Source organism: Bradyrhizobium huanghuaihaiense, from assembly GCF_025200885.1.
Classification (GTDB): Bacteria; Pseudomonadota; Alphaproteobacteria; order Rhizobiales; family Xanthobacteraceae; genus Bradyrhizobium; species Bradyrhizobium huanghuaihaiense.
The window spans coordinates 9,286,366-9,312,308 of record NZ_CP104172.1 but is presented as its reverse complement, the minus strand read 5'-3'; the positions used below and the strand labels follow the sequence as shown (position 1 = coordinate 9,312,308).

23 protein-coding genes, 1 tRNA gene and 1 riboswitch are annotated in these 25,943 nt (G+C 63.4%); of the genes, 12 read left to right on the top strand and 12 right to left on the bottom strand.

Annotation, left to right across the window (positions count from 1 at the left end):
- Positions 1-117: 117 nt before the first annotated feature.
- The gene (locus N2603_RS43410; RefSeq protein ID WP_260387028.1) at positions 118-1,125 is read left to right on the top strand and encodes an Hsp33 family molecular chaperone; all 1,008 of its coding nucleotides are present in this window, start codon (positions 118-120) and stop codon (positions 1,123-1,125) included.
- 297 nt (positions 1,126-1,422) lie between these two features.
- Here the strand turns inward: N2603_RS43410 and apaG are convergent, their stop codons facing one another.
- Positions 1,423-1,815 (bottom strand): Co2+/Mg2+ efflux protein ApaG, encoded by a 393-nt coding sequence (apaG, locus tag N2603_RS43405; protein ID WP_026312282.1) that lies wholly within the window; start codon positions 1,813-1,815, stop codon positions 1,423-1,425.
- 211 nt (positions 1,816-2,026) lie between these two features.
- Here apaG and N2603_RS43400 point away from each other — a divergent pair, with 211 nt between their 5' ends.
- The 3 genes from N2603_RS43400 to N2603_RS43390 are packed head-to-tail and all read left to right on the top strand — an operon-like array spanning position 2,027 to position 5,055.
- Positions 2,027-3,265: an OpgC domain-containing protein gene (locus tag N2603_RS43400; protein WP_018644894.1), complete on the top strand. Its 1,239-nt coding sequence runs from the start codon at positions 2,027-2,029 to the stop codon at positions 3,263-3,265.
- On the top strand, positions 3,265-4,044 hold the full coding sequence (locus N2603_RS43395; RefSeq protein ID WP_260387027.1) for an SGNH/GDSL hydrolase family protein: 780 nt from the start codon (positions 3,265-3,267) through the stop codon (positions 4,042-4,044). Before N2603_RS43400 ends, N2603_RS43395 begins: the two co-directional genes overlap by 1 nt.
- A 12-nt stretch (positions 4,045-4,056) precedes the next feature.
- Positions 4,057-5,055 carry an SGNH/GDSL hydrolase family protein gene (locus tag N2603_RS43390; protein ID WP_260387026.1) on the top strand — a complete coding sequence of 333 codons (999 nt, stop codon included), beginning with the start codon at positions 4,057-4,059 and terminating at the stop codon, positions 5,053-5,055.
- Positions 5,056-5,173: 118 nt separating this feature from the next.
- Here N2603_RS43390 and N2603_RS43385 read toward each other — a convergent pair whose 3' ends face one another.
- Complete coding sequence (locus N2603_RS43385) at positions 5,174-6,361, bottom strand: O-succinylhomoserine sulfhydrylase (protein ID WP_260387025.1); 1,188 nt, start codon at positions 6,359-6,361, stop codon at positions 5,174-5,176.
- A gap of 74 nt (positions 6,362-6,435) precedes the next feature.
- A riboswitch (SAM riboswitch) is annotated at positions 6,436-6,515 on the bottom strand.
- Between the two features lie 80 nt (positions 6,516-6,595).
- Here N2603_RS43385 and N2603_RS43380 point away from each other — a divergent pair.
- Complete coding sequence (locus N2603_RS43380) at positions 6,596-7,732, top strand: 2'-deoxycytidine 5'-triphosphate deaminase (protein WP_425248966.1); 1,137 nt, start codon at positions 6,596-6,598, stop codon at positions 7,730-7,732.
- A gap of 96 nt (positions 7,733-7,828) precedes the next feature.
- On the opposite strand, the gene N2603_RS43375 is transcribed toward N2603_RS43380, so the two are convergent.
- Positions 7,829-9,364, bottom strand: coding sequence for a hypothetical protein (locus N2603_RS43375; RefSeq protein WP_260387023.1), 1,536 nt, complete (start codon positions 9,362-9,364; stop codon positions 7,829-7,831).
- A 77-nt stretch (positions 9,365-9,441) separates the two neighbouring features.
- On the opposite strand from N2603_RS43375, the gene N2603_RS43370 reads away from it, so the two are divergent.
- The 3 genes from N2603_RS43370 to N2603_RS43360 all read left to right on the top strand — a co-directional run bounded on the left by N2603_RS43370 (position 9,442) and on the right by N2603_RS43360 (position 11,471).
- The gene (locus N2603_RS43370; protein ID WP_260387022.1) at positions 9,442-10,164 is read left to right on the top strand and encodes a peptidoglycan recognition protein family protein; all 723 of its coding nucleotides are present in this window, start codon (positions 9,442-9,444) and stop codon (positions 10,162-10,164) included.
- Between the two features lie 67 nt (positions 10,165-10,231).
- Positions 10,232-10,579 (top strand): YbaY family lipoprotein, encoded by a 348-nt coding sequence (locus N2603_RS43365; RefSeq protein WP_260387021.1) that lies wholly within the window; start codon positions 10,232-10,234, stop codon positions 10,577-10,579.
- A gap of 112 nt (positions 10,580-10,691) precedes the next feature.
- Positions 10,692-11,471, top strand: coding sequence for a M12 family metallopeptidase (locus N2603_RS43360; protein ID WP_260387020.1), 780 nt, complete (start codon positions 10,692-10,694; stop codon positions 11,469-11,471).
- 147 nt (positions 11,472-11,618) lie between these two features.
- On the opposite strand, the gene N2603_RS43355 is transcribed toward N2603_RS43360, so the two are convergent.
- The 3 genes from N2603_RS43355 to N2603_RS43345 all read right to left on the bottom strand — a co-directional run bounded on the left by N2603_RS43355 (position 11,619) and on the right by N2603_RS43345 (position 16,860).
- The gene (locus N2603_RS43355; RefSeq protein ID WP_260387019.1) at positions 11,619-13,064 is read right to left on the bottom strand and encodes a hypothetical protein; all 1,446 of its coding nucleotides are present in this window, start codon (positions 13,062-13,064) and stop codon (positions 11,619-11,621) included.
- On the bottom strand, positions 13,052-14,206 hold the full coding sequence (locus N2603_RS43350) for a caspase family protein (RefSeq protein ID WP_018644904.1): 1,155 nt from the start codon (positions 14,204-14,206) through the stop codon (positions 13,052-13,054). The genes N2603_RS43355 and N2603_RS43350 overlap by 13 nt, the downstream gene beginning before the upstream one ends.
- A gap of 206 nt (positions 14,207-14,412) precedes the next feature.
- Positions 14,413-16,860: an N-acetylmuramoyl-L-alanine amidase gene (locus N2603_RS43345; RefSeq protein ID WP_260387018.1), complete on the bottom strand. Its 2,448-nt coding sequence runs from the start codon at positions 16,858-16,860 to the stop codon at positions 14,413-14,415.
- 261 nt (positions 16,861-17,121) lie between these two features.
- Between N2603_RS43345 and N2603_RS43340 the strand changes: the two genes are divergently transcribed.
- The 3 genes from N2603_RS43340 to N2603_RS43330 all read left to right on the top strand — a co-directional run bounded on the left by N2603_RS43340 (position 17,122) and on the right by N2603_RS43330 (position 20,681).
- A complete protein-coding gene (locus N2603_RS43340) occupies positions 17,122-18,174 on the top strand; it encodes a hypothetical protein (RefSeq protein WP_260387017.1) in 1,053 nt (350 codons plus the stop codon).
- 225 nt (positions 18,175-18,399) lie between these two features.
- A complete protein-coding gene (locus N2603_RS43335; RefSeq protein ID WP_260387016.1) occupies positions 18,400-19,845 on the top strand; it encodes an MATE family efflux transporter in 1,446 nt (481 codons plus the stop codon).
- Between the two features lie 143 nt (positions 19,846-19,988).
- Positions 19,989-20,681 carry a hypothetical protein gene (locus tag N2603_RS43330; protein ID WP_311740931.1) on the top strand — a complete coding sequence of 231 codons (693 nt, stop codon included), beginning with the start codon at positions 19,989-19,991 and terminating at the stop codon, positions 20,679-20,681.
- A 91-nt stretch (positions 20,682-20,772) separates the two neighbouring features.
- On the opposite strand, the gene N2603_RS43325 is transcribed toward N2603_RS43330, so the two are convergent.
- The 5 genes from N2603_RS43325 to N2603_RS43305 all read right to left on the bottom strand — a co-directional run bounded on the left by N2603_RS43325 (position 20,773) and on the right by N2603_RS43305 (position 23,793).
- Entirely contained in the window at positions 20,773-21,219 is a 447-nt protein-coding gene (locus N2603_RS43325; RefSeq protein WP_260387015.1) for a hypothetical protein, read from the bottom strand.
- Positions 21,220-21,409: 190 nt separating this feature from the next.
- Positions 21,410-21,805 carry an SRPBCC family protein gene (locus tag N2603_RS43320; protein WP_260387014.1) on the bottom strand — a complete coding sequence of 132 codons (396 nt, stop codon included), beginning with the start codon at positions 21,803-21,805 and terminating at the stop codon, positions 21,410-21,412.
- A 145-nt stretch (positions 21,806-21,950) separates the two neighbouring features.
- Positions 21,951-22,310 (bottom strand): VOC family protein, encoded by a 360-nt coding sequence (locus N2603_RS43315; RefSeq protein WP_260387013.1) that lies wholly within the window; start codon positions 22,308-22,310, stop codon positions 21,951-21,953.
- A 55-nt stretch (positions 22,311-22,365) separates the two neighbouring features.
- Positions 22,366-23,205 (bottom strand): helix-turn-helix domain-containing protein, encoded by an 840-nt coding sequence (locus N2603_RS43310; protein WP_018644912.1) that lies wholly within the window; start codon positions 23,203-23,205, stop codon positions 22,366-22,368.
- Between the two features lie 9 nt (positions 23,206-23,214).
- Positions 23,215-23,793 carry a methylated-DNA--[protein]-cysteine S-methyltransferase gene (locus tag N2603_RS43305; RefSeq protein ID WP_260387012.1) on the bottom strand — a complete coding sequence of 193 codons (579 nt, stop codon included), beginning with the start codon at positions 23,791-23,793 and terminating at the stop codon, positions 23,215-23,217.
- Positions 23,794-23,966: 173 nt separating this feature from the next.
- Between N2603_RS43305 and N2603_RS43300 the strand changes: the two genes are divergently transcribed.
- A tRNA-Gly gene (locus N2603_RS43300) sits at positions 23,967-24,040 on the top strand.
- Between the two features lie 355 nt (positions 24,041-24,395).
- Here N2603_RS43300 and N2603_RS43295 read toward each other — a convergent pair.
- Positions 24,396-25,913 carry an SAVED domain-containing protein gene (locus tag N2603_RS43295; RefSeq protein WP_260387011.1) on the bottom strand — a complete coding sequence of 506 codons (1,518 nt, stop codon included), beginning with the start codon at positions 25,911-25,913 and terminating at the stop codon, positions 24,396-24,398.
- Positions 25,914-25,943: the final 30 nt, after the last annotated feature.

Below are 25,943 nucleotides of genomic sequence, written 5' to 3'. Positions count from 1 at the left end.
ATGGGTCCCGGCCTTCGCCGGGACGACACCTAATTTGCGGTATCGTTGTGCAATCATAGCGACCTCCGGAACACTCCCCCCTTCCATTCCCCGCTCTCCGACCCCAGATAAAGCGCCATGGTTTTCCAATCCCCTGACATGAAAACCGGGCCTGAAGGCCCGGTTCGCGCGCCATCCGCCGTTCCGGTCGACGACGCCGTGCTGCCCTACGAGGTCGACGCGCTCGACGTGCGCGGCCGCCTGGTGCGGCTTGGCCCTGCGCTCGACGACATCCTGACCAAGCACGATTATCCCGCGCCCGTCGGCAAGCTGCTCGGCGAGGCCATCGTGCTGGCGACGCTGCTCGGCTCGGCGCTGAAATTCGAGGGCCGCTTCATCCTCCAAGCCCAGACCGACGGTCCGGTGTCGTTCCTGGTCGTCGACTACAAGGCACCGGATCATCTGCGCGCCTATGCCCGCTACGACGCCTCGCGCCTCGGCACGGCGAACGATTCCGGCACGCTGCTCGGCCGCGGCCATCTCGCCATGACCATCGACCAGGGTCCCGACATGAGCCGCTACCAGGGCCTGGTCGCGCTCGATGGCGGCAGCCTGGAAGACGCCGCCCACGAATATTTCCTGCGCTCCGAGCAGATCCCGACCAAGGTGCGTCTTGCGGTCGGCGAGGAGTGGCGCAGTAGCGACGGCGGCAAGCATCGCTGGCGTGCCGGCGGCATGCTGATGCAGTTTTTGCCGAAGGCGCCGGAGCGCGCGCGGCAGGCGGATCTGCATCCCGGCGATGCACCCGACGGCGCCGAGGTGCACAGCGTTGCCGAGGACGACGCCTGGGTCGAGGCGCGCTCGCTGATCGAGACCGTCGAGGACGTCGAGCTGATCGATCCCGAGCTCTCCGGCGAGCGGCTGCTCTATCGCCTCTTTCACGAGCGCGGCGTGCGCGTGTTCAATCCGCTGTCCCTGAAGGCGCAATGCTCCTGCTCGCGCGACGCAGTCGCGTCCATGCTGAAGAGCTTCTCGCCCGACGACCGCGCTGCGATGGTCAAAGACGACAAGGTCGTCGTTACCTGCGAGTTCTGCTCGTCAGTCTACCAGTTCACGCCGCACGAGGCGGGCGTGGAGAACGCGTAGCAGGGCGGTGCCGTAGCCCGGGTGAGCGAAGCGATACCCGGGAATCCGCTCGCAAAGATCCCGGATGTCGCTTCGCTCATCCGGGCTACGAACTATCACCGTCACCCTGAGGTGCTCGCCTCTTCGGCGAGCCTCGAAGGGCGACGGCCCGGCTGCATCGGGGCCGTTCATCCTTCGAGGTCTCCAAGCGGCGCGGTGCGCCGCATGGCTCGCACGTCAGGATGACGGGTTTAGCAGAGCGCATTGCACGCAATTGGGCAGGTTGAGCCGTGGAGTAACGGCACCGCCAGCGTGCCCCTAGTTCAACACCCGCTTATTGTCCGGGCTGTCCAGCGAGAACGTCGGCACGTCGATCTCGAAGCGCTCGCCGGTTTCGCTGACCATCTGGTAGCGGCCGGTCATGAAGCCGGAGGCGGTCGTGAGCGGCACGCCGGAGGTGTATTCGAACCGCTCGCCGGGGGCGAGCGTCGGCTGCTCGCCGACCACGCCCTCGCCCTTGACCTCCTGCTGGCGGCCGGTGGCGTCGGTGATGATCCAGTGCCGCGTCTTGAGCTGTACGGTCTCATCGCCGGAATTGGTGATGACGATGGTGTACGACCAGAAATAGCGGGAGCGGTCGGCCGACGACTGCTCCGGGACAAAGTTCGGCTCGACGGTCACTTCGATCTGGCGGGTCACGGCGCGGTACATGGCTGCCATCATACCGAAATCCGGCGCCGGAACCAAACCCCGGCGGCAGTTTTGGCGACATCGTGCCGCCAGAATTGGCGAGGAAGTACTCCCCCAAGGGAAGACTCCCTAAGGGAAGACACCCCCATGTGATCCGGCCGCTTTGCGAGATGACGGCTGGACCGGTACACTCCTTCAACGTCGCGATTTGGGTGAGGGTTTTTAGGCCCCGATGACCATTGCCGACCAAGTGACGGGATCGACCATCGCGGGAACCGCCAAACCTGCGGAGCCGCGTGCGGCCGCCATCACGCTGCCCGCCATCGGCGAGCGCGAGCTCCGCCTTGACCTGTTCCGCGGGCTGGCGCTGTGGCTGATCTTCATCGACCATCTGCCGACGAGCCTGCTGACCTGGTTCACGATCCGCAATTACGGCTTCAGCGACGCCACCGAGATCTTCATCTTCATCTCCGGCTACACCGCCGCCTTCGTCTATGGCCGCGCGATGCTGGAGGGCGGCGTCGTCATCGCCACCGCGCGCATCCTGCGGCGGGTCTGGCAGATCTATGTCGCGCACGTCTTCCTGTTCACGATCTTCCTCGCCGAAATCTCCTATGTGGCGACCAGATTCGAGAACCCGCTCTACACCGAAGAGATGGGGATCATGGACTTCCTCAAGCAGCCCGACGTCACCATCGTGCAGGCGCTGCTGCTGCGTTTCCGTCCCGTCAACATGGACGTGCTGCCGCTGTATATCGTCCTGATGCTGGCGCTGCCCGTGATCCTGTGGTCGATGCGGTGGAAGCCCGACGTCACGCTCGGCCTTTCCGTCGTGCTCTACGCGGTGACCTGGGAATACGATCTCTACTTCTCCGCCTATCCGAACGGCTTCTGGGCCTTCAATCCGCTGGCCTGGCAGTTGCTCTTCGTCTTCGGTGCATGGTGTGCGCTCGGAGGTGCGCGGCGCATGTCGCGTATTTTAGCGTCGCCGGTAACGATGTGGATCTCGATCGCCTATATCGTGGCGGCGTTCTACGTGACGCTGACCTGGTATCTGCCGCAGCTGTCCCATCTGATGCCGAAGCGGCTCGAGCAGTGGATGTATCCGATCGACAAGACCGATCTCGACGTTCTGCGTTTCACGCATTTCCTGGCGCTGGCCGCGCTCACCGTGCGCTTCCTGCCGCGCGACTGGCCGGGTCTGAAATCGCAGTGGCTGCGGCCGCTGATCCTGTGCGGCCAGCATTCGCTCGAGATCTTCTGCCTCGGCGTCTTCCTCGCCTTCGCCGGTCATTTCATCCTGGCCGAGGTCTCCGGCGGCGCAGCCATGCATGCGCTGATTAGTCTCTCCGGAATCCTGATCATGTGGGGCGTTGCATGGGTGATTTCGTGGTACAAACGCGTGGCTGACAAGAGCGGTGCGAAAACCAAAAACGCCGTCGGCAACGCCGATCTGGCGGGAGGGGGCTGATGAAGGCGAAGGTTCTCCTGAGCCTGATCCTGCTATGCGGTGGCCTCGCCGCGCCCCAGGCGCGCGCGGGCGATGCTGCGCCTGCCGCGCCGGCCGTGCCCGCAGCCTGCGAATTGCCGTCCTATCTGCTCACCAGCGAAAGCCAGCTTCCCAAGGTCGCCGAGGCCGTCAAATCAGGCAAACCGCTGGAAATCCTGGTCATCGGCAGCCGCTCGACCACGATTCCGGCCTCGGAGGATGCGTCCTATCCGGCGCGCATGCAGGCCATCCTGAAGGACAAGCTGCCGCCGTCGGAGGCCGTGCACGTCTCCGTAGAAATACAGAGCAAGAAAACGGCAGAGGAGGCCGCCACCACCTTCGTTAAGCTGATGGAAGCAAAAAGGCCTACTTTGGTCATCTGGCAGACCGGGACCGTGGATGCTATCCGAGCCATCGATCCCGACGATTTTCGCGGTGCTGTGACCGAAGGGGTTGCCGCGCTGCAAAATGCAGGGGCTGATGTCGTGTTGATGAACTTGCAGTACAGCCCGCGGACCGAGACCATGATCTCGGTGCCACCCTATCTCGACAATATGCGGGTGGTGGCGCAGGAGCATGACATTCCGCTGTTCGACCGTTTCGCGATCATGCGGCAGTGGAATGACCAGGGTCAGTTCGACCTGTTCAGCCCGTCCCGCGGGCCGGAGCTGGCGAAACAGGTCCATGATTGCCTTGGCCGGGCGTTGGCACAATTTGTGTTTGACGCAGCCCATCTGGGGCCGGCCCAGCAGCAAAATTGAGGTCTAGCGTTAATGAGTTCTCTCCGCCCTTTTTTCCCGACGGCATCGCTGGCTGCGACCGCAGCGGCAGCGCTGCTGTTGCTGACGCCGGCGTCGCAGTCGCGCGCGCAGGCACAGGCCGCGCAGGCGACGCAAGCACCGGCGCAAACCGCTAATCCCGCTCCCGCTCCCGCTTCGCGTTCCCAGACCACGGTCGCCGTGACGTCCCCCGAGCAGCGCGGCATCACCTCGCGCGCCATCGACAAGGTGAAGCAGGTCGCGAAATCCGCCGGTGACATCTTCAGCCGCGTGCCTTGCCTGCCGCCGAAGGGCGGCTCGAAGGCGATGGGCTCGCTGCCGCATGTCGCTGCCAAGCTCGTCGCCGGCAAGCCCGTCGTGATCGTCGCATTCGGCTCGTCGTCGACCGCCGGCTATGGCGCAAGCTCGCCCGATTTCAACTATCCGAACCGTCTCGCCACGCAGCTGCGCCGGCACTATCCGACCGCCGACATTACTGTCGTCAATGCCGGCGTCGGCGGCGAGGACGCGCCCGAGATGATGAAGCGCCTTCAGACGCAGGTGATCGACGTGCATCCAGACATGGTGATCTGGCAGGTCGGCACCAACGCCGTGCTGCGCAATCTCGATCCAGGTGATACCGCCAAGCTCGTCGAGGACGGTATCTCCCGCATCCAGGCCGCCGGCGGCGCCGACATCGTGCTGGTCGATCCGCAATATTCGCCGGCCGTCAATCAGCGCGCCGAGAGCGCCGGCAAGATGATCAAGCTGCTCGGCAAGGTCGCTGAGCTCCGTAAGGTCGGCATCTTCCCGCGCTTCGAGGTGATGCGCGACTGGCACGAGAACCAGTCGATCCCGGTCGAGAGCTTCGTGATCGCCGACGGCCTGCACATGAACGATTGGGGCTACGCCTGCTTCGCCCAGCTGCTCGGCGACGACATCATCCGCTCCGTCGGCCAGATCAAGTTAGGGGTGAACGTGCCGGCGGATGTGCGGACGTATCGGCCGATGTAGCAAGGTGCCGTAGGGTGGGCAAAGGCGCAAAGCGCCGTGCCCACCATCGCTCAGTGATACGAAGGAAGAAGACGTGGGCACGCTTTCGCTTTGCCCACCCTACGAGACCGCCGTCGCCTCACGCCTTCTCCAGCGCCGCCGTCAGATCCTCGATCAGATCATCCGCGTGCTCCAGCCCCGCCGAGAAGCGGATGAAGCCCTCGCTGATGCCGAGCGCGGCACGGTCTTCCGGCTTGAGGCGCTGATGCGTCGTGGTCGCCGGATGCGTGACGAGACTCTTGGCGTCGCCGAGATTGTTCGAGATCTTCGCAAGCTTGAGCTCGTTCAGCACGCGGAACGCGGCCGCCTTGCCGCCCTTCACCTCGAAGCCGACCAGCGTCGAGCCGCCGCGCATCTGCTTCTTCACCAGCGCCGCCTGCGGATGATCGGCGCGGCCAGGATAGACCAATCGCGAAATCTTCGGATGACTCGCCAGCACTTCGGCGACGCGGCCCGCGGTGTCGGTCTGCGCGCGCACGCGCACGCCCAGCGTCTCCAGGCCCTTGAGCAGGACCCAGGCGTTGAACGGCGAGATCGACGGGCCGGTCTGGCGCATGAAATTATGCAGGTGCTCGGCGATGAAGGCTTCCGATGACAGGATGATGCCGCCCAGACACCGGCCCTGGCCGTCGATGTGCTTGGTCGCGGAATAGACGACGACGTCGGCGCCCAGCGCGAGCGGGCTCTGCCAGATCGGGGTTGCGAACACGTTGTCGACGACGAGCCGCGCGCCGCCGCCGTGCGCGATCTCGGCGATGCCGGGAATGTCGAGCACATCCAACGTCGGGTTGGTTGGGCTCTCCAGGAAGAACGTCTTGGTATTGGGCCTCAAGGCCCGCTGCCACTGGTCGAGATCGGCCCCGTCGACCAGCGTGGTCTCGATGCCGTAGCGCGGGAGCAGGTCCTGAATCACGTAGAGGCACGAGCCGAACAGCGCGCGCGAGGCGACCACGTGATCGCCGGCTTTCAGCGGCGCCAGGATCGCGGTCGTCACCGCGGCCATGCCGGTTGCCGCCGAGCGGGCCGCTTCGGCGCCCTCGAGCTCGATCATGCGGCGCTCGAACATCGCAATGGTCGGGTTGGAGTAGCGCGAATAGATGAAGCCGGGGTCCTCGCCCTTGAACCGCGCCTCGCACTCCTCGGCGCTGTTGTAGACATAGCCTTGCGTCAAAAACAGCGCCTCCGACGTCTCGCCATATTGCGAGCGCAGGGTGCCGGAATGGACGAGGCGGGTTTCGGGGCGGTAAGTGGCAGGCGACTTCGACATAGGACCCTCCGACATGACCGTTTCGTCGAAAACGGTCACAAAAAAACCGGCCTGGACAAATCCACGGGCCGGGATCACAGAGGTCCCCGGCCTGTTTAGCGACTTATTTAACGTGGCTGCAAGCCGGCCGGCTCAAATCACCACGGGATAAGTGATGCTCATATTCCGCAATGGCCTTTCCGTCAAGGCGTCCATCGGATAGCCGTAAAAGGCTAGTATTTCCCGCATGTCCGGATGCGTTTGACCCCTGACGAGGACCCCCGGTTGAGCTTCACGATCGCCGCCGACGCCAATGGTATCCTGCCCGACCGCATGATCGCGGCGATGGCGAAGGCAGGTCTCATCCTGCCCGCATACGATTTCGTCGAAAGCCAGATCCAGCCGGCCAGCCTCGATCTGCGTCTCGGCGACATCGCCTATCGCGTCCGTGCCAGCTTCCTGCCGGGGCCGGGCGCCACGGTGGCCGAGCGCATCGACGAATTGAAGCTGCACGAGTTCAGCCTTGCCGACGGCGCGGTGCTGGAGACCAACTGCGTCTACATCGTGCCGCTGCTCGAGAGCCTGGCGCTGCCGCCCGAAATCGTCGCAGCGGCAAATCCGAAAAGTTCGACCGGCCGGCTCGACGTCTTCACCCGCGTCATCGCCGACGGCACCCGCCGCTTCGACATGATCGGCGCCGGCTATCACGGCCCGCTCTATGCCGAGATCAGCCCGAAGACGTTTCCGGTGCTGGTGCGCGAGGGCTCGCGCCTCAGCCAAGTGCGCTTCCGCACCGGCGACGCGATCCTCAACGCCGACGAGCTCGATGCGCTGCACGCCACCGAGCGCCTCGTCGACATCGACGATGCCGATCTCTCCGGCGGCGTCGCCGTCTCGGTCGATCTCTCCGGCGAGAAAGCCAACGGCTTCGTCGGCTACCGCGCCAAGCGCCACACTGGCGTCGTCGACGTCGATCGCCGCGCCGGCTACGCGGTGGAGGATTTCTGGGAGCCCATCTCGGCCCGTCCCGATGGCAGCCTGATCCTGGATCCCGGCGAGTTCTACATCCTCGCCTCGAAAGAAGCGGTGCAGGTGCCGCCCGATTACGCCGCGGAGATGGTGCCGTTCGATCCCTTGGTCGGCGAATTCCGCGTGCACTATGCCGGCTTCTTCGATCCCGGCTTCGGCTATGCCGGTGCGGGCGGGCTAGGATCGCGCGCGGTGCTCGAAGTGCGCTCGCGCGAGGTGCCGTTCATCCTCGAGCACGGCCAGATCGTCGGCCGCCTCGTCTACGAGAAGATGCTCGCCCGGCCTGACGCGATGTACGGCCAGCGCATCGGGTCCAACTACCAGGCGCAGGGCCTCAAACTATCGAAGCATTTTCGGGTGTAGCCGCCCATCACCGGGAATCTGCGTGAAGGCTGACGCAGCGCAGGTTGGACGGGAGGTGGATCGTCGAACGGCCCGCCTGAAGTCTCGCCTGGCGCCTTATCGTCCCAGCGCCAGCAACGTACGCGCCGCGACATCGGCGCTCAATCCCCAGACGATTGCGCTCAGATAGTCCGTCACTGGATTGGCGCCGAATGTTTGCGAGCCGTTGAGATAGATCGCCTCGAAGCCGATGAACGCGACGAGCAAGATGGCGGCGAACTTCAGGAACACCTGAAGCTTTGGCGCAACCTTCGCGCGGAATGCCACTAGCTGTTGCTGAAGCCGGGATCCCGGCGACAGTTGCTGCGCCTGAGCCTTCGGGCGCGGGCCTGCGACGTCGTCGGCGGCCTGGTCCTGGTCGTTCGCCGGTAATGTCTCAGCGGCGAGCAAGGCTGTCTCGATGGACGCCACCGTCGGACGTATGTCCTCGACGTCGCTCAACCCCAAGATGCTTCCCCTCAGCGCAGAGATGCGGGCCAGGATTCCATTATTTCGGAGGGTTTCGGCGCGGTCGCTGAGCCGGACCAGTCGCTCTGTCAATGCGATGCGCGCGTCGGCGGCGGTCGCGAGCGTAAGAATTGCGTCGAACTGGCCGCTCAGAAATTTCGTTCTCAAGTCGTCGAGGGTCGGTCCAAGCCATTCCCTGAAGTCCGCCCGGACTGTTTGCGCGCGTGCTTCGATCTCGAAGATCCTGTTCTGAGCCGAGACGATCTTGCTGCCGCGTTCATTGGACCACTTGGCAAGATGGCCGAGCAGAACGCCGATCAAGACCAGGAACAGAACAGTCCAGGGATTGCTGCGGACCGAAATATCCACCGGGAGCAGCAGCCGGCGCTGCCCCCCGTTCAGGACGATCTCGCCTGTGCCGGTATATTTGCCCGGTGCGGAAGCTGAAGTATCGACCGAAAGCACCGCACCTTGCTTGGTGGGTCGAAGCTCGGCCGTCCCGATCAGCGGTCCCTGGCCTCCTTCCGCCATCAACTGCACGCTGCCACTCGTCCCCGTCACCTCCACGCCTTCGGGCAGTCCCGGGATGGTTATCGGAAAGCTCCCCTCCGCCGGACGTTGGGCAAGCAATGCAGACCAGGGGAGGACCGCCGACGCGGAAGTCATCGGCTTGCTCAACGTGGCTGGCTGCATCGCGATCGGCTGCGCCGCGGGAAATTGGACGGTAAGTTTCAGTTTGATCGTTTCAGTCGGCTGGCCATTGACGCGGACCGCGATCTCTCCGGAAAAGATGCCGTATCGGGACGGGAGCGAGTTGATCGCGATTTCAAAGGCTGAGATGCCCGTCACTTCGGTCTTCGGCGGAGCCAGCGGAGTGATGCGGACTTGCCCGCCATCGATCAAAGCCGCTGGAAGGCCTGCCGGGGCCGAGCGTGCCAGATCCGTGGTGACAAACTGGATGGTCGGCGTGCCTGTCGTTTGAAACCGGATGGTCCGCGTTTCGCTCTGCTTGCCGGACTCGCCGACGATCTCGATCGGTGATGCTCCCAGAAATTGGGCAGTGCCATCCGAAGCCGCCGCGACATATTGTGCATCGCCCCAAGCGCACGACAGAGCAACCAATGCTGTTCGGTAGAACCCGCCCATGAGGCCCCTCATCAATGGCGACACCACGGCATAGTATGTAGTAGAATGAGCCGTGGCGCACAACCAAAGAGAGCGCCATGTTAGAATCCATCATTTCCTTCAAACGAGGTAATATTGCGATGGCGCCTCCATTCAAGCAGCTGCAACCGACCGAATTCGTGCACGTTGTCCAGCAGTTCGGCTGGCAGCCTGCGAAAACTCTTATTCACATGCATCATACTTGGCGGCCGAACCATAGCCAGTATCACGGGGTCGGCTCGATTCAGGCGATGTACGACTATCACGTCAACACCAACCACTGGTCCGACATTGCCCAGCACGTGTCGCTTGCGCCAGACGGGACAATCTGGACGGGCCGCCCCTGGAACATGTCACCCGCCAGTGCAGTTGGCTACAACAGCTCGCGCGTTTTCATGTTCGAGACGATCGGCGATTTCGACCAAGGCAAGGATCCGTTGACGGGTGCCCAACTCGACACAGTCGTCCTCGTTATCGCGACGCTGATGAAGAAGTTCGATCTGAGTGCATCGGCGTTGAAATTCCACAACGAGATGTCCACCAAGAGCTGTCCGGGAAGCGCGGTATCCAAGCAGGACATTCTCGACAAGGTCGGCGAATTCATAAATGCTGGCGGAAGCAATGACGTGGCGTCGGTGCTGTCGGAAACGCGCCGGGCGGAAATCTTCGAGGCGATCGGGGCCGGTGCCGCGCAGGCGGATGCGATGCCGGAGGATGCCGGAGAATTGCCTGAGCACGATCCGGCCTACGAGGCGGCGATCTTGAACTCGCTGCCGCGGTAGAACGATCTGTTGCGACATCGGGACGCATCGTCGCGCGCGATGCGCTCCCCTGGAGCATTGATGTACCGTGGAAATCACCGGGACCCTGCGCGTGACTGATCGTGGCGAAGTCGGCGCTTTGCGCGGCATCGTCCGGCTTGAAGATGTGACGCTTGCTGATGCGCGTTCCCGGGTGATCGCGACGGGACCGATCGTGTTGCAACAGGGAGAGGACGAAGGTCGTTTCAGCATATCGATCCCCGACGACATCGAGCGGCGGGCGCAGTACATCTTGAGCGCGCGCTTGGAAGGAGAGCACCTGCAAACCGGACGGGCATGCGTGTTCGGAACCGTCGTTGCTTATCCGTGGCAGCCGCATGATCCGCCGCAAGACCATCTGATTGTTGCACGGCGCTGGACGCGTCAATCTAATTGAGAAGAAGTGGCGGGCTGCATGCCCAGGTTGCGCGTCATCCGAAATCGGTCTAGTGTCGGGGGCGCTGAAATTTGAAGGGCGCAGAGCATAATTTGAAAAAAGAGGTTGTCCCGTGGCTGATAATGCGGAGTTTGTTTCGGGCACTCAGGTGAAGACCGCCTTCGTGAAGATTCACGGTGCTGGTGTCCGTCCAGTGCTCTATGTCGAGATCGACGGGCGGGCGCGCGCCGAGGGCTGCATCGATCTGGGTCCGACACAGGAGGTCGAGGCCACCTCCAGCCAAATTCGCGAGAACGCCGCCGCGACTGCGGCCGGCTTCCAGACGTTCGGTGTCGGCATCAAGGAGCTGCGCTTTCGTTGGCCGGACAAGACCGTGCCCTACACGATCGCCCCCAACTTGCCGAACCAGGATCGGGTGACGGATGCCATTGCTCATTGGCACGAAAAGACCAAGATCAAGTTCGTCAAGCGAACCAACGAGACGGATTTCGTGACATTTCGGCCGGGCAGCGGGTGCTCATCCTCGGTCGGCAGGCAGGAAGGGCAGCAGTTTGTCACGCTCGGGCCGGACTGCACGACGGGCAATTGCATCCATGAGATTGGCCACACCGTCGGATTGTGGCACGAGCAGAGCCGGCGGGACCGCGATCTGTTCGTCCAGGTTCATCTGGAGAACGTGATGCCCGGCATGGAGCACAATTTCACCCAGCATCTGAACGACGGCATCGACCTCGGGGGGTACGACTACGCCTCGATCATGCACTACCCGAAGAACGCATTTTCCAAGGATGGAAGCGCGACCATCGAGCCCGTCTTTGGTCAACCCGAGATCGGTCAGAGGCTCGGCTTGAGTGTCGGAGATATCGAGGCGGTCGAGAAATTGTATCCCTAGCGCGAGGCGGCCGCGACAATGTCGCGGCCGCCGACGCGGTCAGCAGCTAAAGCATGATCCGGAAAAGTGCGAAGCGGTTTTCCGGAAAGATCATGCGCAAACAACAACCTAAAGCGCGATGATGATTCATCCAAATCTCATCGCGCTTTAGTTCTGCTCGGACGGAAGGCGGAGCAGCGTGAACACCTGATTGGCGTCGACCTTCAATGCGACGTTCGTCACCGACTCGTACATCTGGCGTGCCTCGGCATCCTTTTCGCTGAAGGAGTAGAGGCCTTGCTGCAGGTGCTGCACGCCGGCGATAAAGAACGGAATTCCCTTTCCGTAGGCCTTCTTCAGGCTGGTGAGCGCCTCATCGAGTTCTGACTTCGATCGGGCCGTTTTCAGCAGGTACGCGGCCTGAATGACGTTTCCATCCGGCAGCCAGGCAAATTGCGACAACAGCCCAAGCCACTGCGTCCACTGCTCGCGATTGCTATCGGCCAAGCCGGCGATGGCAACGTAGCCTGCTGCGCAAGCCGCGAGCGGATTTCGCTTGTCTGCGAGCAGGGAATTGATCAAGCCGGTTTGACTGGCCTCGGCCAGTACGGTGGACGCGCTGCCGATCTTGTTGCTGTTGAGATACATCAGCAGGCCGCCGAGGCTCGGATCCTGGACCACGACGGTCGTCCGGCCGGCTGCTGACGCGCCTGCCTCGCGCAGGACTTCGATTGTCACGGGGGTCTTGTCCGGGTCCGGCTCGAACGCCCATGGAATCGGAAGCAGGATGACGTCGACGCCATCGCCGCGCCGCATCGCAGCCAGGCAACGAAGCGGCAGCGCCCCGCGGGGTGTCCCGACGATGCTCTTTTGATAATCAGACTGAGTAACCTGCCAGAGGCTCAGCGCGCGATCATCCTTGCGCACGAACGAGCAACCCGGATAGGGCGATGCAGATTTCCGCCATTCGGTCCATGCCGCATGGGAGCGTAGCGTGCTCCACAGCGCGGTCCCATCGGACGGGTTCGCCTGCAGGAGCTCGAAATCCGCGGTCGTGGGCTCTGCTGTGGCATTAGCTTCGGCCGGGTCGTCTCCGGCCGCCGGCGCTGCGGACGCTCCTTCAAGCAGCGCCTTGACCCGCACGTGGAGTTGCCGGAGATGGCCGGCGGCCCATCCGATGACCGTTGGACTGATGTCGATCCTGACATCCTTGGACTTGGCCGCCTTGGAAATTTTCCCCGCAATATCCTTCAGGAATTCTTCGTATTCCTTTTCAGACGGTACGTTCCCCGCGAGCCGCTGCCAACTCAACCACTCGTGGGGCGAAGCCGCGGGCTCGAACACGACGGGGACTTCCGCCGCGTTGTCTGAGACCTCCTGGGTCTTCGACATCACCTCGCCGGAGGGAAGTCGCGCCTCGATCCGGTAAGTCCCGGGCGGAACGTCCACCCGCCGAAAGCCCGTTGCGCCAGCCGGTATGACCACTTCCTGCTCGAACGGTGCCTCCGGAAACTTCCCTTGAAAATCCTTTATCTGCAGCACGTCGGCGACGACGCCCAGTTCGAGGTCCGTGCCAAGGTTCTTCTTGTCGAGCCTGATGTCTAAGCGTCCCATGTCGAGACCTTCAGTAGCACGTTGGAGAACGTGGGCCAGACGACCTCGGTGACTTCGGCGAGCTTGTTACCCGCGATCTGACTTGCGCGGAACACGTATTCGCCGGGTGACAACATCGTGAGGCGATCGCTGATCGTCCGTGGCGGCGGCGCACCGCGAAGCGCGGAAATCACGGCGTTGGCGCGATGTGCCTCGTCGTCCAGCCCGACATAGACCGGTATTTCAGGGTCATTCGCCAGTTTGCGAAGGCGGATCCTGGCGGTTCTGTTGGCGTCGGCGTTCTGCTGGAGACTTCCTGCTCCGACGAGTGCCTGGTTCTGGAGATCGGTCAGCGCTTCAACCATTCGATGAGTCGTAACGTACCAGTCCTGTCCTTCCTTTTTCGCGCTTGCGCCTCTCAGGGCAAGGATGAAGGCGCTGGCGCACAGGCTCGGCTCGTCGGGCCGGCCGAGCGCCTTGCGGTCGATTTCGGTGGAGAACACCGGACATTGCTGCATCGGCTCGTTGATGCCAAGTCGGATATCCCGATCGACGGCGAAGATGCGTTGACCGCCCTGTTGATTCCACTCGGCGATCTCGGGGGTTGAACGGCACGCGTCGAACAGCAGGAACTGGGTGCTTGGTATGCGGCATTCGAGCCCCAGCACGAAATTCGTATAGTTCAATGCGCCGCTCATGGGGTCGTTCTTGTCCTGCCCATAATCTCGCATCAAATAGAGATTCTGCGTTCCACCACTGAGCCCGTGACCGCAGAAATAAAGGATGACGCGGCTTTTCGGATCAACGTCGGCCCGCTCGATCCATGCCGCGATCGCATCGCTGACGTCCTTGATTGTCCCGTTCGGTACAATCCGCAGTCCGAGGTTGCCCTTATCGAAGGAGGCCGGTTGAGGCTCCGAGAGGACGAGGGAAACGCTTGCCAGCGGCAGTTCGCTGCAGTCGAAATGTTGGATAAACCAGGTGGCAATTGCCCTGGCCGAAACAGGCGGCGAACTGAGCTGTTCCAGGTCGAGGTGGTGCTTGGTGAGCGGACCGCTGCCGCCCTTCAAATAATCATAAGTGCCGATGCCGATTGCGATGACGTGGGTCCCCGGTCGTCCGCCCAAGTCAACCTGATGCACCAGCGCCGTATCAGCGGGCATGCGCGATCATCTCTAATTTCAAAGGTCATGGCCGGTCGGCGGACCGCCGCCAAGATAATAGTGAGCTTAAAGTACCCGCGCCAGTTGAGTTCTTATGCCTGCGAATGTCAATCCTACGATGCGGTCAGACGCCCCATCCATCGAGATCGGGCCATCGTCGCCCCAGGGTGGCAGGCCCGACACCGGCTCGCCACCCCTCGTTTCGGTCACGTAACGGCACTCAGGTAGACATTCCATCCGAGTTGAGCGTCAAGGGCGGGCGTGTAGATCCCGTCACTGCGATTGCCCAGTGATCGCTGCTTCGCGTGCAGGGCTTCGGCCGTCGCTGGACCCAAATCGCCGTCGTTGGATTGCCCAAGCTGCGCCTGCAGCGCAGCCACTCGCGGGCTCGTCGATCCGAATCGAAGCCTGCGCATTGCGCGGACCTCGGGATCGGCGAGAGAAAGATTGCGCCGGCGCGCGTCGGACGCTTGCAGGGCTTCCTGTCCGGTCAGCAGCACATAAATAAAGGGCTTTCCGGGATCGCCGTCGCCATCGGTCAACCCCGCCGAGCGGCGGAATCTCGCCCAAGGTCCGGAATGGGCCCCGGATGAGGTCGCGCTGCCAACGACCACCTGACACCCGAACGATGAAAACCAGCTCGTCTCGCTGGAGAACGACGGATGGATGTTGTCGCCTGGAGCCGTCTTGTGCACCTTATCGGTGCTCTCGTAGATCAGGTCATCTTCGGACCGGCGAACGATCACGATGCGCTTTTCGGATATGGATTTGCGCAGCAGGAAGCAGCCAGGTCGGCCGTTATGCTCCCCGCAAATGTACCGATAAAAGCCGGTGGCAAGCAGGTTGCCTGACTCCTGCGTCTGGAACCAGGATACAACCGCCTCTGCATTCGGAACAGTGGACGCCGGATACACTGCAATCTTGCCAAGTTGCCGATCCCAAACGCCCATCACGCATCGGATTTCGTGATGGTTGGGCCTGAGGTTCTTCAGAATGACCTCATCGCGCCAGCTGCCATCGCTGCTCGATCCGCCTTGCACGATCCCCGCACCGCGCAAGCCGAACAGAACGGGCGTGCCGCCGGAATCCTGCACAGGAAAATCGTTGAGGGTGCAAAGCAATTCCAGATCCGCGGCCGTGAACGAGAACTGCATGCCGACCGGCAGGCCCGCGCCGAGATGCGCGTAGTCGCATGAGCTGGCATCCGAAGCCCAGGAGACGCCGGATTCGCGATCGACTCTGCGCGCCGCGGCGTCTGCGGTTTCTCCATTCCGTCGAAGGGCAATCGCGTCCTCCGTGCGATCGACCCAAAAATCCTCATCGCTTGGCTCGGCCGCGACCACGTAAGTCGCGTCGGCCATCGTGTCGAAGACGTTGCGATATTCCTCGAACAGGTCGAGGACCTTCGCCACATAGTTTGGATTTGCGGACGGGGGCGCCCAGATCGGCCCGATGAAATTGATGAAAGCTTCGGGAGTGGCGGCGTGCTGCCGCCACCCATGATAGCTCGGATGACGATCCAATCGAAGCCAGTAGCCGGCGACAAAGTTCTGAAGCGATGCGAATGCGCAATAAAACTCGCCGCCATCATGCGCATTGTACCATACTTTACTGGCGACGTCGCTCATGAACGGGCGCCACTTCATTCCCGCGAAATTGAGATGATTCTTCGCGAGTAGAGAGGCGCCATGACCCGACTCGAGGGCCCATTGGGCGAAGGTGATCGCTTTCAGATGCGGATGCTCGATGCTCATTGCGGCATAGGCCGCGCGCAGCGAGTCCCAAAGGCCGGTGTCCGCGGGCGCGTCCGCCGTAACGGCGTCGGCCGACGGCACGGGCAGGCCGACGAAGGTTGCAAAAGCGTTCACGACCGCCTCGGCGAGACCGTCCTTGCGGGCAATCCCCAGGGAGGCATCTTCCATATTCGAGCCGAAGAACGGCTCGATCAGGGCCGACGGTTGCACTTCATTGGTCAGGCTGAGCACGCCGCGCCCTTCGACGTTGGCGTCTTTCAGTCCGCGATCGAGCGTGCCGGTACGGCCATAAAGGGCGACCATTCGGTCCTGTAGCGCTCGCGCCCACGGACGCGAACCTTGCCGTCCGAACAGCGTTTCGCTTCCGCGCGCGGTGGGCCCCGCGGAGTTGAAATGAAGCTCGATCGAGGCCTGTGGTTTCCACTCCGCGGCAAGACGATACGCCTCGCGAATACCGACGCCGCCATTCTCCCGGCGACGAAATGTCTTGACGCGAATCTGGCGCGTGTTCGCAATGGCCTCAATTCGTGCGGCAAGATCCTCGTTCCAGAAGTATTCGGCGCGCCCCTGCTCAGCCGTGCTCGGAAAAGGAGGCGACAGCCCGATTGCGCCCTTGTCCGTACCTTCCGAGCTGTGGCCGATGATGATCGCAAGTCCCTGCGGCGCGGCGTCCGCCGCCGGCGCATCGTCATCTGACGGCGCCGGCGCATCGGGGGCGCTCGACAGGCCTTGCAGATCCGACATGAGCTCGTCCAGATACCGCCTGCGTTGCGATATCTCGACAGCGAGCATCTCTGCATCTGGTGCGACGTCGCTCGCCGCTGTTTCCTTCGCAATCAGTTCCTGCCGTAGCCGGGCGATCAAATCTCGCAGTTCATAAATATCGGCTTCGCGTGACATGGCTAATGCTCCAAATTAAAACCGCCCCCCGCAACCTCGTAGACGGCAATGCTATCACAAATTGTGTGACAGGAAATAGATGCATTCGCGGCTGCGTCGAAAGGCGCGCCTGATCTGACGGCAGTTCGGGAATGTGACGCTGTCGCCGTCGAGGACGTCGTCGGCCGGACAGGGCATGCGGCTGAGGCGGTCTTTCCTCTCTCAATTGCGTTCTATTCCCTGCAATGACACACTCGATCGCAACAACGATCGGGAGTGAACATGACCACCGCGCTGGACACCGCGCACGAAGCCCAATGGAAGCGCTGGCGCGCGGTCGCCGATCTCTATCACGCTTACTTCACGGGACTCATCCTCACCGTCGTCACGCGCCGCGGCACGGCGGATGCGGCGGAGTTCGTTTTCCGCGTCTTCCGCCGTCAGCAGCAGGAGCGCTTCCTGCCGGGCTTGCAAAAGCTCGGGCTCAGCCACCTGCCGCCGGCGGTGGCTGCTGCGCAATATCACTATCTCTCCAACTGGATCGGCGGCGTCCACGTCGAATACATGTATGAGAGCGACCGCAAAGCCTGGATCCGCTATCCGCCGCCGCGCTGGATCTGGAAGGGCACCGCGATCTGCGGCGTGCCGGGCGAGGTCTCACGCGCGATGCTGCGCGGCTGGCACGCCAACAACGGTGTCGCGCTCGGCGATCTCCGCCTTGGCTTCGTCTGCACCAAGCAGAGCGTCGACGGCCAGGACGGGCTCGAAGGTTACTACCACCAGTACGACCATCCCCTCGAGCTGGACCAGCGCCTGGTGTTCGCGCGGCATCTGGAGGCGCCGCTGTTCGACGCCAAGACCGCACCGGCATTGCCGGTTGAGAGCTGGCCGAAACCGCGGCTTGAAAAGGCCTATCGCAACTACGCGATGGAATATGTCCGCACCGCCGCGCCCGTGATGGTGCAGCTGTTCGGTCCCGAGGACGCAGGCTACCTCCTGCACCTCACCGGCAAGCTGATCGGCATGCAATATTTCGACGAGGTCGCCGCGGCGCTGTCGATGACCCGCGGCGGCGCGGGCGAGTTCGCATCGTTCCTGAACGCGCTGTTTGCTGCGCAGGATGATGCGGCCGAGATGGCGCGGTCCGAAGGCACATTCGTAATCCGCCAGCAGAGCTGGAAGCTGATGGACGACGTCGCCGACTATCACCGCGCCTGCGCAAAGGTGCTGGAGGGATTGTTCGAAGGCCTTGCCGCCGGATGCGGCCGGCACATCGGCGTGCATCTGCGTCCGACCCCGGGTGGTCGCCCGCCGCTGGTATGGGCGATCGAATAAACGCCAGCGGCGCGGCGGGTTTCGCCTCTCCCCGCAAGCGGGGAGAGGGAGAAATTGAATTCCACCTCTTGAAATGCGCTGCCGCAGGGCACGCCTGCACCTAGCGCAGGAGGAATCGGCAATCGCCGTGCTAACAAGCCCCTGCCGCGCCCCGCGCGCGAAGGAATTGATTGGCACACCAAGTGATTGCCGCGCCGCAAATGGCGCCTGCGTCCGGGGGAGGACATGTCCGACATCGCCGAGATCCCGGTCGATGAGCAAGAGCGTCCGCTGCCGCCGCCCCCGCGTCCCGTGAGGAGCGCGCTGGTGGACGGGCCGATCCTGCGCACGCTGCTCTCCCTTGCCTGGCCGAACGTGATCGCGCTGTCGGCCGGCACCTGTACGGTGATCGCGGAGACCTCCTATATCGGCCGGCTCGGCGTCGAGGCGCTGGCCGCCATGGCGCTGGTGTTTCCGACAGTGATCCTGACCATGACCATGTCCGGCGGTGCCATGGGCGGCGCGGTGGCATCCGCCATCGCACGCGCGCTCGGCGCCGGTGACCGCGACCGGGCCGGCACGCTCGCGGTGCATGCGATGCTGATCGGCATCAGCTTCGGCCTCGTCTTCATGCTGGGCATGCAGATCTTCGGGCCCAGGGTGCTCGAAATGCTCGGCGGCCGCGGCGATGTGCTGACGCATGCGATCGCCTACACGCAGGTGTTTTTCGGGGGCGCCGTGCTGCCCTGGCTGCTCAACACCATGGCGGGCATCTTGCGCGGCACCGGCAACATGAAGCTGCCGTCGTTCCTCATCCTCAACTCCGCGGCCTGGCAGATCGTGCTCGGCGGCACGCTCGGCCTCGGGCTCGGCCCGGTGCCGCAGCTCGGCATGCGCGGCGTCGCGGCCGGCGCGCTGATCGCCTACACCATGAACATCGGCATCATGGGCTGGTACCTGTTCTCCGGCCGCGCGCGGATCGCATTGAGGCTGCGCGGCCTGCGCATCCAATGGGCGATGTTCTTCGACATCCTCAAGGTCGGTGCCATCGCCTGCTTCTCCCCGCTGCAATCGGTGCTGACGATCTCGATCTTCACCCACATGCTGGCGAAGTTCGGCACCGCGATCCTCGCCGGCTACGGCGTCGGCGCGCGGCTGGAATTTTTGCTGACCTCGATCGCGTTCTCGTTCGGCATTGCCTGCGTGCCGATGGTCGGGATGGCGATCGGCGCGGGCCGCATCGCGCGGGCCCGGCGCATCGCCTGGATCGCCAGTGCCGCGGCTTTCGTGGCCGTCGGTGCGCCGGCATGCCTCGTTGCGATCTTCCCCGATCTCTGGGTCAACATCTTCACCGACAGCGCGGCCGTGCGCGCGGCGAGCCACCAATATCTCTCGACGGTCGGGCCGTTCTACGCGTTCTTCGGCCTCGCAACGACGATGTATTTCTCCTCGCAAGGCGCGGCGAAGGTGATCGGCCCGGTGCTGGCGCAGACCGCGCGGCTGATCTACATCTCGGCGGTCGGCTGGTGGCTGCGGACGCACGAGGCCACCGCGCAGAGCTTCTTCTGGCTGGCCGCGAGCTCGATGGTCGTGCTCGGCCTGCTGTCCTGCTCGAGCGTCGTGCTGACGCGCTGGGGCCCACGCGAGGGCAAGCCCGCGATCACGCCGGCTCTGTCGGGCGCGGCCGATTAGGACACGTTCGCCGGATTTTTGTTTCTAGATGTTTCCGTCGGCTGCCTGGCAATGAAGGGTAACCGAAGCGGTGCCATGCCGAAGGCTCCGCGCCAGCTCCTGGCGACAATTTCGCCGCGAGTTCATCAGCACGGAAAGCCACCATGACCTCGATTTCGGCGCTCTCCTCCCACCATCGCCACTCATCGCCGTTGCAGCGATTGCAGGACGAACTGCAGGGGGAAGTCAGTTCCGGCGCGGTCAGCTCCTCCGATCAGACGGCGCTGTCGTCCGCGCTCAGCGACATCGATTCCGCCCTGCAATCGAGCAGCGCGAGCGATCAATCCAGCGGCAGCAGATTATCTCCTGACGCGTTCACGTCGAAGATCGACGATCTCATCCAGCAGGAAGTCTCGAACGGCAAGCTGACCGACGAGCAGGCGACCGAGCTGCAAGGCGTGTTCAAGGCGGCGTTCTCTCACGGTCCGGGTGGACCTGGCGGAGCAGGTGGACCGCCGCCCGGGCCGCCGCCGGATGGCGGCGCTTCGGCCAGCAGTACCGACAGTTCGTCGAGCCGCAATCCGCTGGTGGATTTGCTTCAGCAATTCCTGCAGTCGCTGACGAGCTCGCTGACGGATTCGACCTCGTCCAGCACGACGGGATCGAGCGACACGACGACCGCGGGCAGCGCGGATGGTTCGCCAAGCAGCGCGTCGGCGACGGAGCTGCTGCAGCAATTCCTTCAATCACTGAAAGACTCGCTCGCGGATTCGACCTACAGCGCGAAGGGATCAGGCGATACGACGAACGCGGGTGACCCTTCGCTGTCCGGCGTCCTGCTCAACGACCGCATCTGAAACCGGCGGCGCCCCATCCGCCGGCTAGGTGCAACCATCCTTCGTCCCCCGCGAAGGGTGGTTGCCTCGTTGCCAGAGCTGCCGACCCGCGTCAGCGATGCCTGTGACGGCGATGGCTGCCGCCGCCGACATTGGCGAGCCGCATCAGTTGCGGGATCATCGCCATCATGTCGCCGCCGCCCATGCCGCCGAGCCCGGTCGGCATATAGCCGCCTCCGCCTATCGACGCGTAGCCGCCGTAGTTCGGAGCGCCAAAGCCGCCGCCGAGATTGCCGCCGCCCATCATGCCGCCGAGCCCGCCGCCGCCGTTCTCCATCATGCGGCTCATCATCGGGCCCATGGTCTGCATCAGCATGGCGAAGCGGCGCTTGCCCATCTTCGCCTTCATCATCTCCAGCATCGGCGCCATCTGGGTCATCATGTCCTCGCCGCCGGCACCTCCGCCGCCGAGGAACTGCGCCTTTGCCGGCACGCTCGACATCGAAAACAGCAGCAGCACGGCGGCTGCCTGACAGATCACCTTGTCCGCACCTCTCATGGCATGCTCCTCGCGTGCGTGGCGCCGCCGGGAGAGCGGGGCCAACCGGACGCACGCGGGCATGGTTACGGATGGCGAGGGCGCGGCTCTGTGAAAAACATCACGCAAGCGAGCATGATCCGGACCCGCAGGGCCGCGTTAGCGCAAAGTGTGCAGCGGTTTTCCGAAAAGATCATGCTCAAATAGAGAGCTACGCAGGCGGGAATGCCCTGTGGATCGCGGCGACGGCCTCCTTCGTCTGGCCCTGGACGTAGGCCGAAAGCTCGTTCGGCAGCATGTCGATGATCCAGACCAGCCGGCACCGTGCATCGCCCTCGGCGATCACCTGCACAGAGGCGCTGTAATGCTTCAGCCGCTCATTGTTGATCGCATAGACGAGACGCTGCCGCGCATCGTCGCAATCGACCAGCACCTCGCGCGCGACGGAGCCGTTGGCGAAGGTGACGATGCGCGCATCGCCGTCGAGCGTGCACGCCGTGACGAAACCCGGCGCCAGCCGCTGCGGCAGCGCGCCGAAATCGCGCACGGCGTCCCAGACGTCGCGCGCGGGGACGGGGAGGGGGATGTCGTTGTGGATGGAGGCCATGGGAGTTTCCTTGATTTCGATAGGTCGTCGCCACAAACACCGTCATTGCGAGCGCAGCGAAGCAATCCAGTGATGTTTCCGCGGAAGCAGTCTGGATTGCTTCGTCGCAAGAGCTCCTCGCAATGACGGAGCGAGTGGCTAGAGCTCACACACAAACCGCCTCGACATTGTTGCCATCAGGATCGATCAAAAACGCCGCGTAATAAGTCGGGCTGTAATCCTTACGCGGCCCGGCGCCGCCATTGTCGCGGCCGCCGCTCTTCAGCCCTTCGCTGTGGAACGCCTTGACCGCGTCATGATCCCCGGCGCGAAACGCGATATGCGCGCCATCGGCTTTCCGGCCCTTGTTCAGATGCAGCCACAGCCCCGGCTCACCCTTCGGCCCGAACCCGGCATAGCCGTCGCCGCTGGAGCACAGGACGTAGCCGAGCGGCGCCAGCACCGCGGTGTAGAAGCGCGTGGCGGCGTCGAGGTCGGCAACGCGCAATCCGATGTGGTCGTACATGATCGTCTCCATTGCAAAGCGCGCCGCAACTGGCGCGCGCCGGAGACGACCCTAGTCAGTTGAGGGCAACCCGCTCTTGGAGAATCTTGCGCATCCCCTTCGAGGCCTGCCGGAACTTGGTCGGCGACACGCCGGCGGCGCGATGAAAAGTGCGGACGAAATTGGAGAGGTCGCCGAAGCCGACGTCATAGGCGATGTCGGTGACGGCGATGTCGTCCTCAGTGAGCTTGCGCGCGGCATGGCGCAGCCGCGAGCGCACCAGGTATTGATGCGGGGTGACGCCAAGCACGGCCGAGAACAGCCGCAGGAAATGGAACGGGCTGAGGCCGGCCTGCTTTGCTGCCTGTTCGAGGTCGAGCTCGGCATGCGAATTGTCGTCGATCCACAGCGCGGCTTCGACGGCACGGCGGCGGTCTCGCGCGGTCGGCGTGGCCGGCTTGCGCGCCTTGCCCGAAACCGCGTCGATGAAACGGCCCGCAAGAATTTGCCCGATCTCGTCGAGACCCAGGTCGCTGTTGCCATCTGCTGCCGTCTGGGCGAGCTCCCCCAGCACCATCAGCTCGGGCAGCGGCGGTGTCGCGCCGACCCGCCAGATCTCGCGCCGCCCGCCGAGGGCATCGACCAGGTCCTCGCTGAAGAAGAAGCCGAGGCAGACGTCGCCGCTGACATGCTCGTGCGTGCAGGTGTATTCCTCGCCGGGGGCGCCGATCAGCATCGAGCCCGCCACCAGCTCGAAGAAGCCGGCGCGGCAATGGCAGCCAAAACTGCCCGAGCGGACATAGGCGATGGAATGCCCGGTGCGGCACTCGGCAAATGGCGTATCGTCCGGTCCCGCATCGCAGCGAAACTCGGAGACGGTGATCGATCGGGTCGTCAGCAGCGTGGTGGCATCCATGCCACCTATCTAGGTAGACGGCCTCGTCGGAGCAACGGGCAGCAGCACCTCGAACAGCGTCTTGCTGGCGACCGGCTGGGCGCCCTCCAGCGACAGCAGCCGCCGCTTGGAGATCACCCCGCCGTAAGGCGAGATCCGGCCGGTGTAATTGCCGGCCTCCAGTACGCGGTGGCAGGGCACGATCAGCATGTAGGGATTTTTCGCAATCGCCTGCGCCACCGAATGCGCGGCGCCTGAGGCGCCAAGTGCCTTGGCGATCTCGTGATAGGTGCGCGTCTCCCCGCGCGGGATCGTGCAGGTGTATTCATAGACCCGCCGGTTGAAGCCGGGCACGCCGCCGGCATCCAGGCTAACGTCGGAAAAATCGGGATCGTTGCCCTGCAGCAGGCCCACGATGCCCTCGATTGCAAGCTCGGTATTGAGCGGAGGCTGCTGCTCGCGCGCCTCGGGATGAGCCTGGAAAATCCGGCGGCGGGTGTCGATCTCCCGCGCCTCCGGCAATTGCACGGCGACCACGCCGGTGCTGCTCCAGATGATGCCGCAACGGCCTATCGCTGTGTCGAATATCGTGTAGCCACGCCCCACCATGCACACGCCCCACTCAGTGCACGCTTTTCCCCGACGGGTCGATCATAACACCGCCACAATCCGGCGCACCCAAAATCTTATCAGGACGTTAACAACTGTCCGGGCAGACGCGCCAAATCGCTTGGCGGGAGGCGCCGTCTCGGCTAATCAGGATGGGCGCGAGCAGCGCACAAGCGGGCGTAGTTCAATGGTAGAACGGCAGCTTCCCAAGCTGCATACGAGGGTTCGATTCCCTTCGCCCGCTCCATCCCAAAAATCCGCATTGATACAAGACGTTATGTGGCTTTCGAGGGACCTAAATTATTTCACGTAGCCTAACGCTGTACAACACGCGTACAAATTTAGTGCGGATTCTGCGGTGGAACGTTGTCTCAGCTCCGAAGACTTCGAGCATTTGCTTATCAGGCCGAGCGCGTCGAACGCTGGCTGGAAGCGCAACGAACCACAAGTTCGGGCCGAAACGTCGAAAGGCTTCACCATCCTCGGGCCGTACGGCATCAATGTTCGAACTTCGCTCGCACTGAGCGACATGACGGCATCATGGATACGGAACGACCGCCGCGCAGCGGTTAGACCGGCAATCGGGTTGGAAAGAAGTAAAGTCAGTCCATCATCATCGAAGGTTGGTAACTCTTATTGCCGCGCCGATCGAAATCGTACTCGTAGACGACGCAAGGCGCGATCGCCTGGTGCTGCTGGCCGAGATAGAAGAGCAACGCGTTCGGCGCAGCCGCGAAGATGTGCGCGACAATATCGATGTCGTTGCCCTTGAGCGCGCGTAGATGGTTTGCGATCGACTCGGCAAGCGCCGCCGCGTGGCCGCCACCGAGCACGCTGCGCTGGCTCGGACCCAACGCAAATTCGATGAGTCGGCCGACCCTCGGCAGCGACGCGAGGCAAAAAGCGCGTGCGGCTGCCTCCGCGGACCGCGCGACGCTGATCACTATCGCAATCTCCGGTCCGTCGCCGAACACGTGCTCATCGATCTGAAACTCTGGCGCCCCGTTCTCAGACTCGTCATCGGCACGCCACAGGGCGGATCCTCCGCGGAAACCTTTCTGAACGAGTTCGACCGACACGCCCGACTTCAAATTCAGTACCGAACCGGCGATGAAGGCGACCGATGCATGGGCGTCGAGAATAAGTCGCAGCTTCGGGCGCTGGACGACCTTCGCGCGCAGGAAGCGATCGACCTGTGGACGGATGTCGCGCTGCCAGTCGAGATCGTCGCGGAGATAGCGCTGTTGGAACGAGTCGGTCAGCACCAGCGTGTTGTCCGGCGAGGCACCGACGATGTCCGCCGCGGGTCCGAGGAACGACCGCACGGCGACCGGCAGATGCGGATCTCCTGCGGCCACCACTTCGGCCAGCATGGATTCGTCCTTGCAAAGCTGCCGGAAGGTCTCACGAGTAAACGAATTGAGGCCGCGCTTCTTGAGCGCACGGGCGAGTTCGTCGAGCCGGAAGTCGGAGTTGGTGGGCATCGTTGTGATGACCCCGACCGTCCTAGCGCGCAGGACGATCTGCTCCTTCAGTTCCTCGAGCGAACGATACCCTTCGAAGATGCGGAAGCCAGTCAGGACCTCGCGGAGCGCATCGTTGTCGGCGAGGCCGAGGTGCTCGCGCCACAGTTTGCGGACCTTACCCATCCTGCTGCCGTCGGTCTTCGTCCCGTCGAACAGCTTCTCGACGATTAGTGACCGGTCGATGCCCGATACGAGATAGCCAAGCGGATCATCGTCCCTGATGCGGTAAGTGGTGAGGAAGGAGAAGCAGGCGCCGCGACCAGCCTTCTTCCGCGCTTCAGCGAGGCGCTGGAGGATGGAGAACGTCTTCGCGCCTATGAAGTCGGGATCGACGAGGTCCTCGTAGCCGAAGCGGCCGCCGGTCTCGACGTGCCACTTCACCTGGTGGTAGTCGGCGGTGATGCGTTCGGGTCCCGATCGCACCACCGCCGGATCGTAGCGGACGACGACGTCGTCGAAAGCCTTGGGGCCATCGGCCTCAAAGGCCACTTCGACGATGCACGAGGTGTCGTCCAGCAAATTGAGCGCGTTCTCCCAGAAGACGCGCGCCTGATAATTATCGCCGTGCCATCTCGGCAACACCGCGTCAGCCATGTCTTGCTCCCGGATGGTGCTTCATGATGG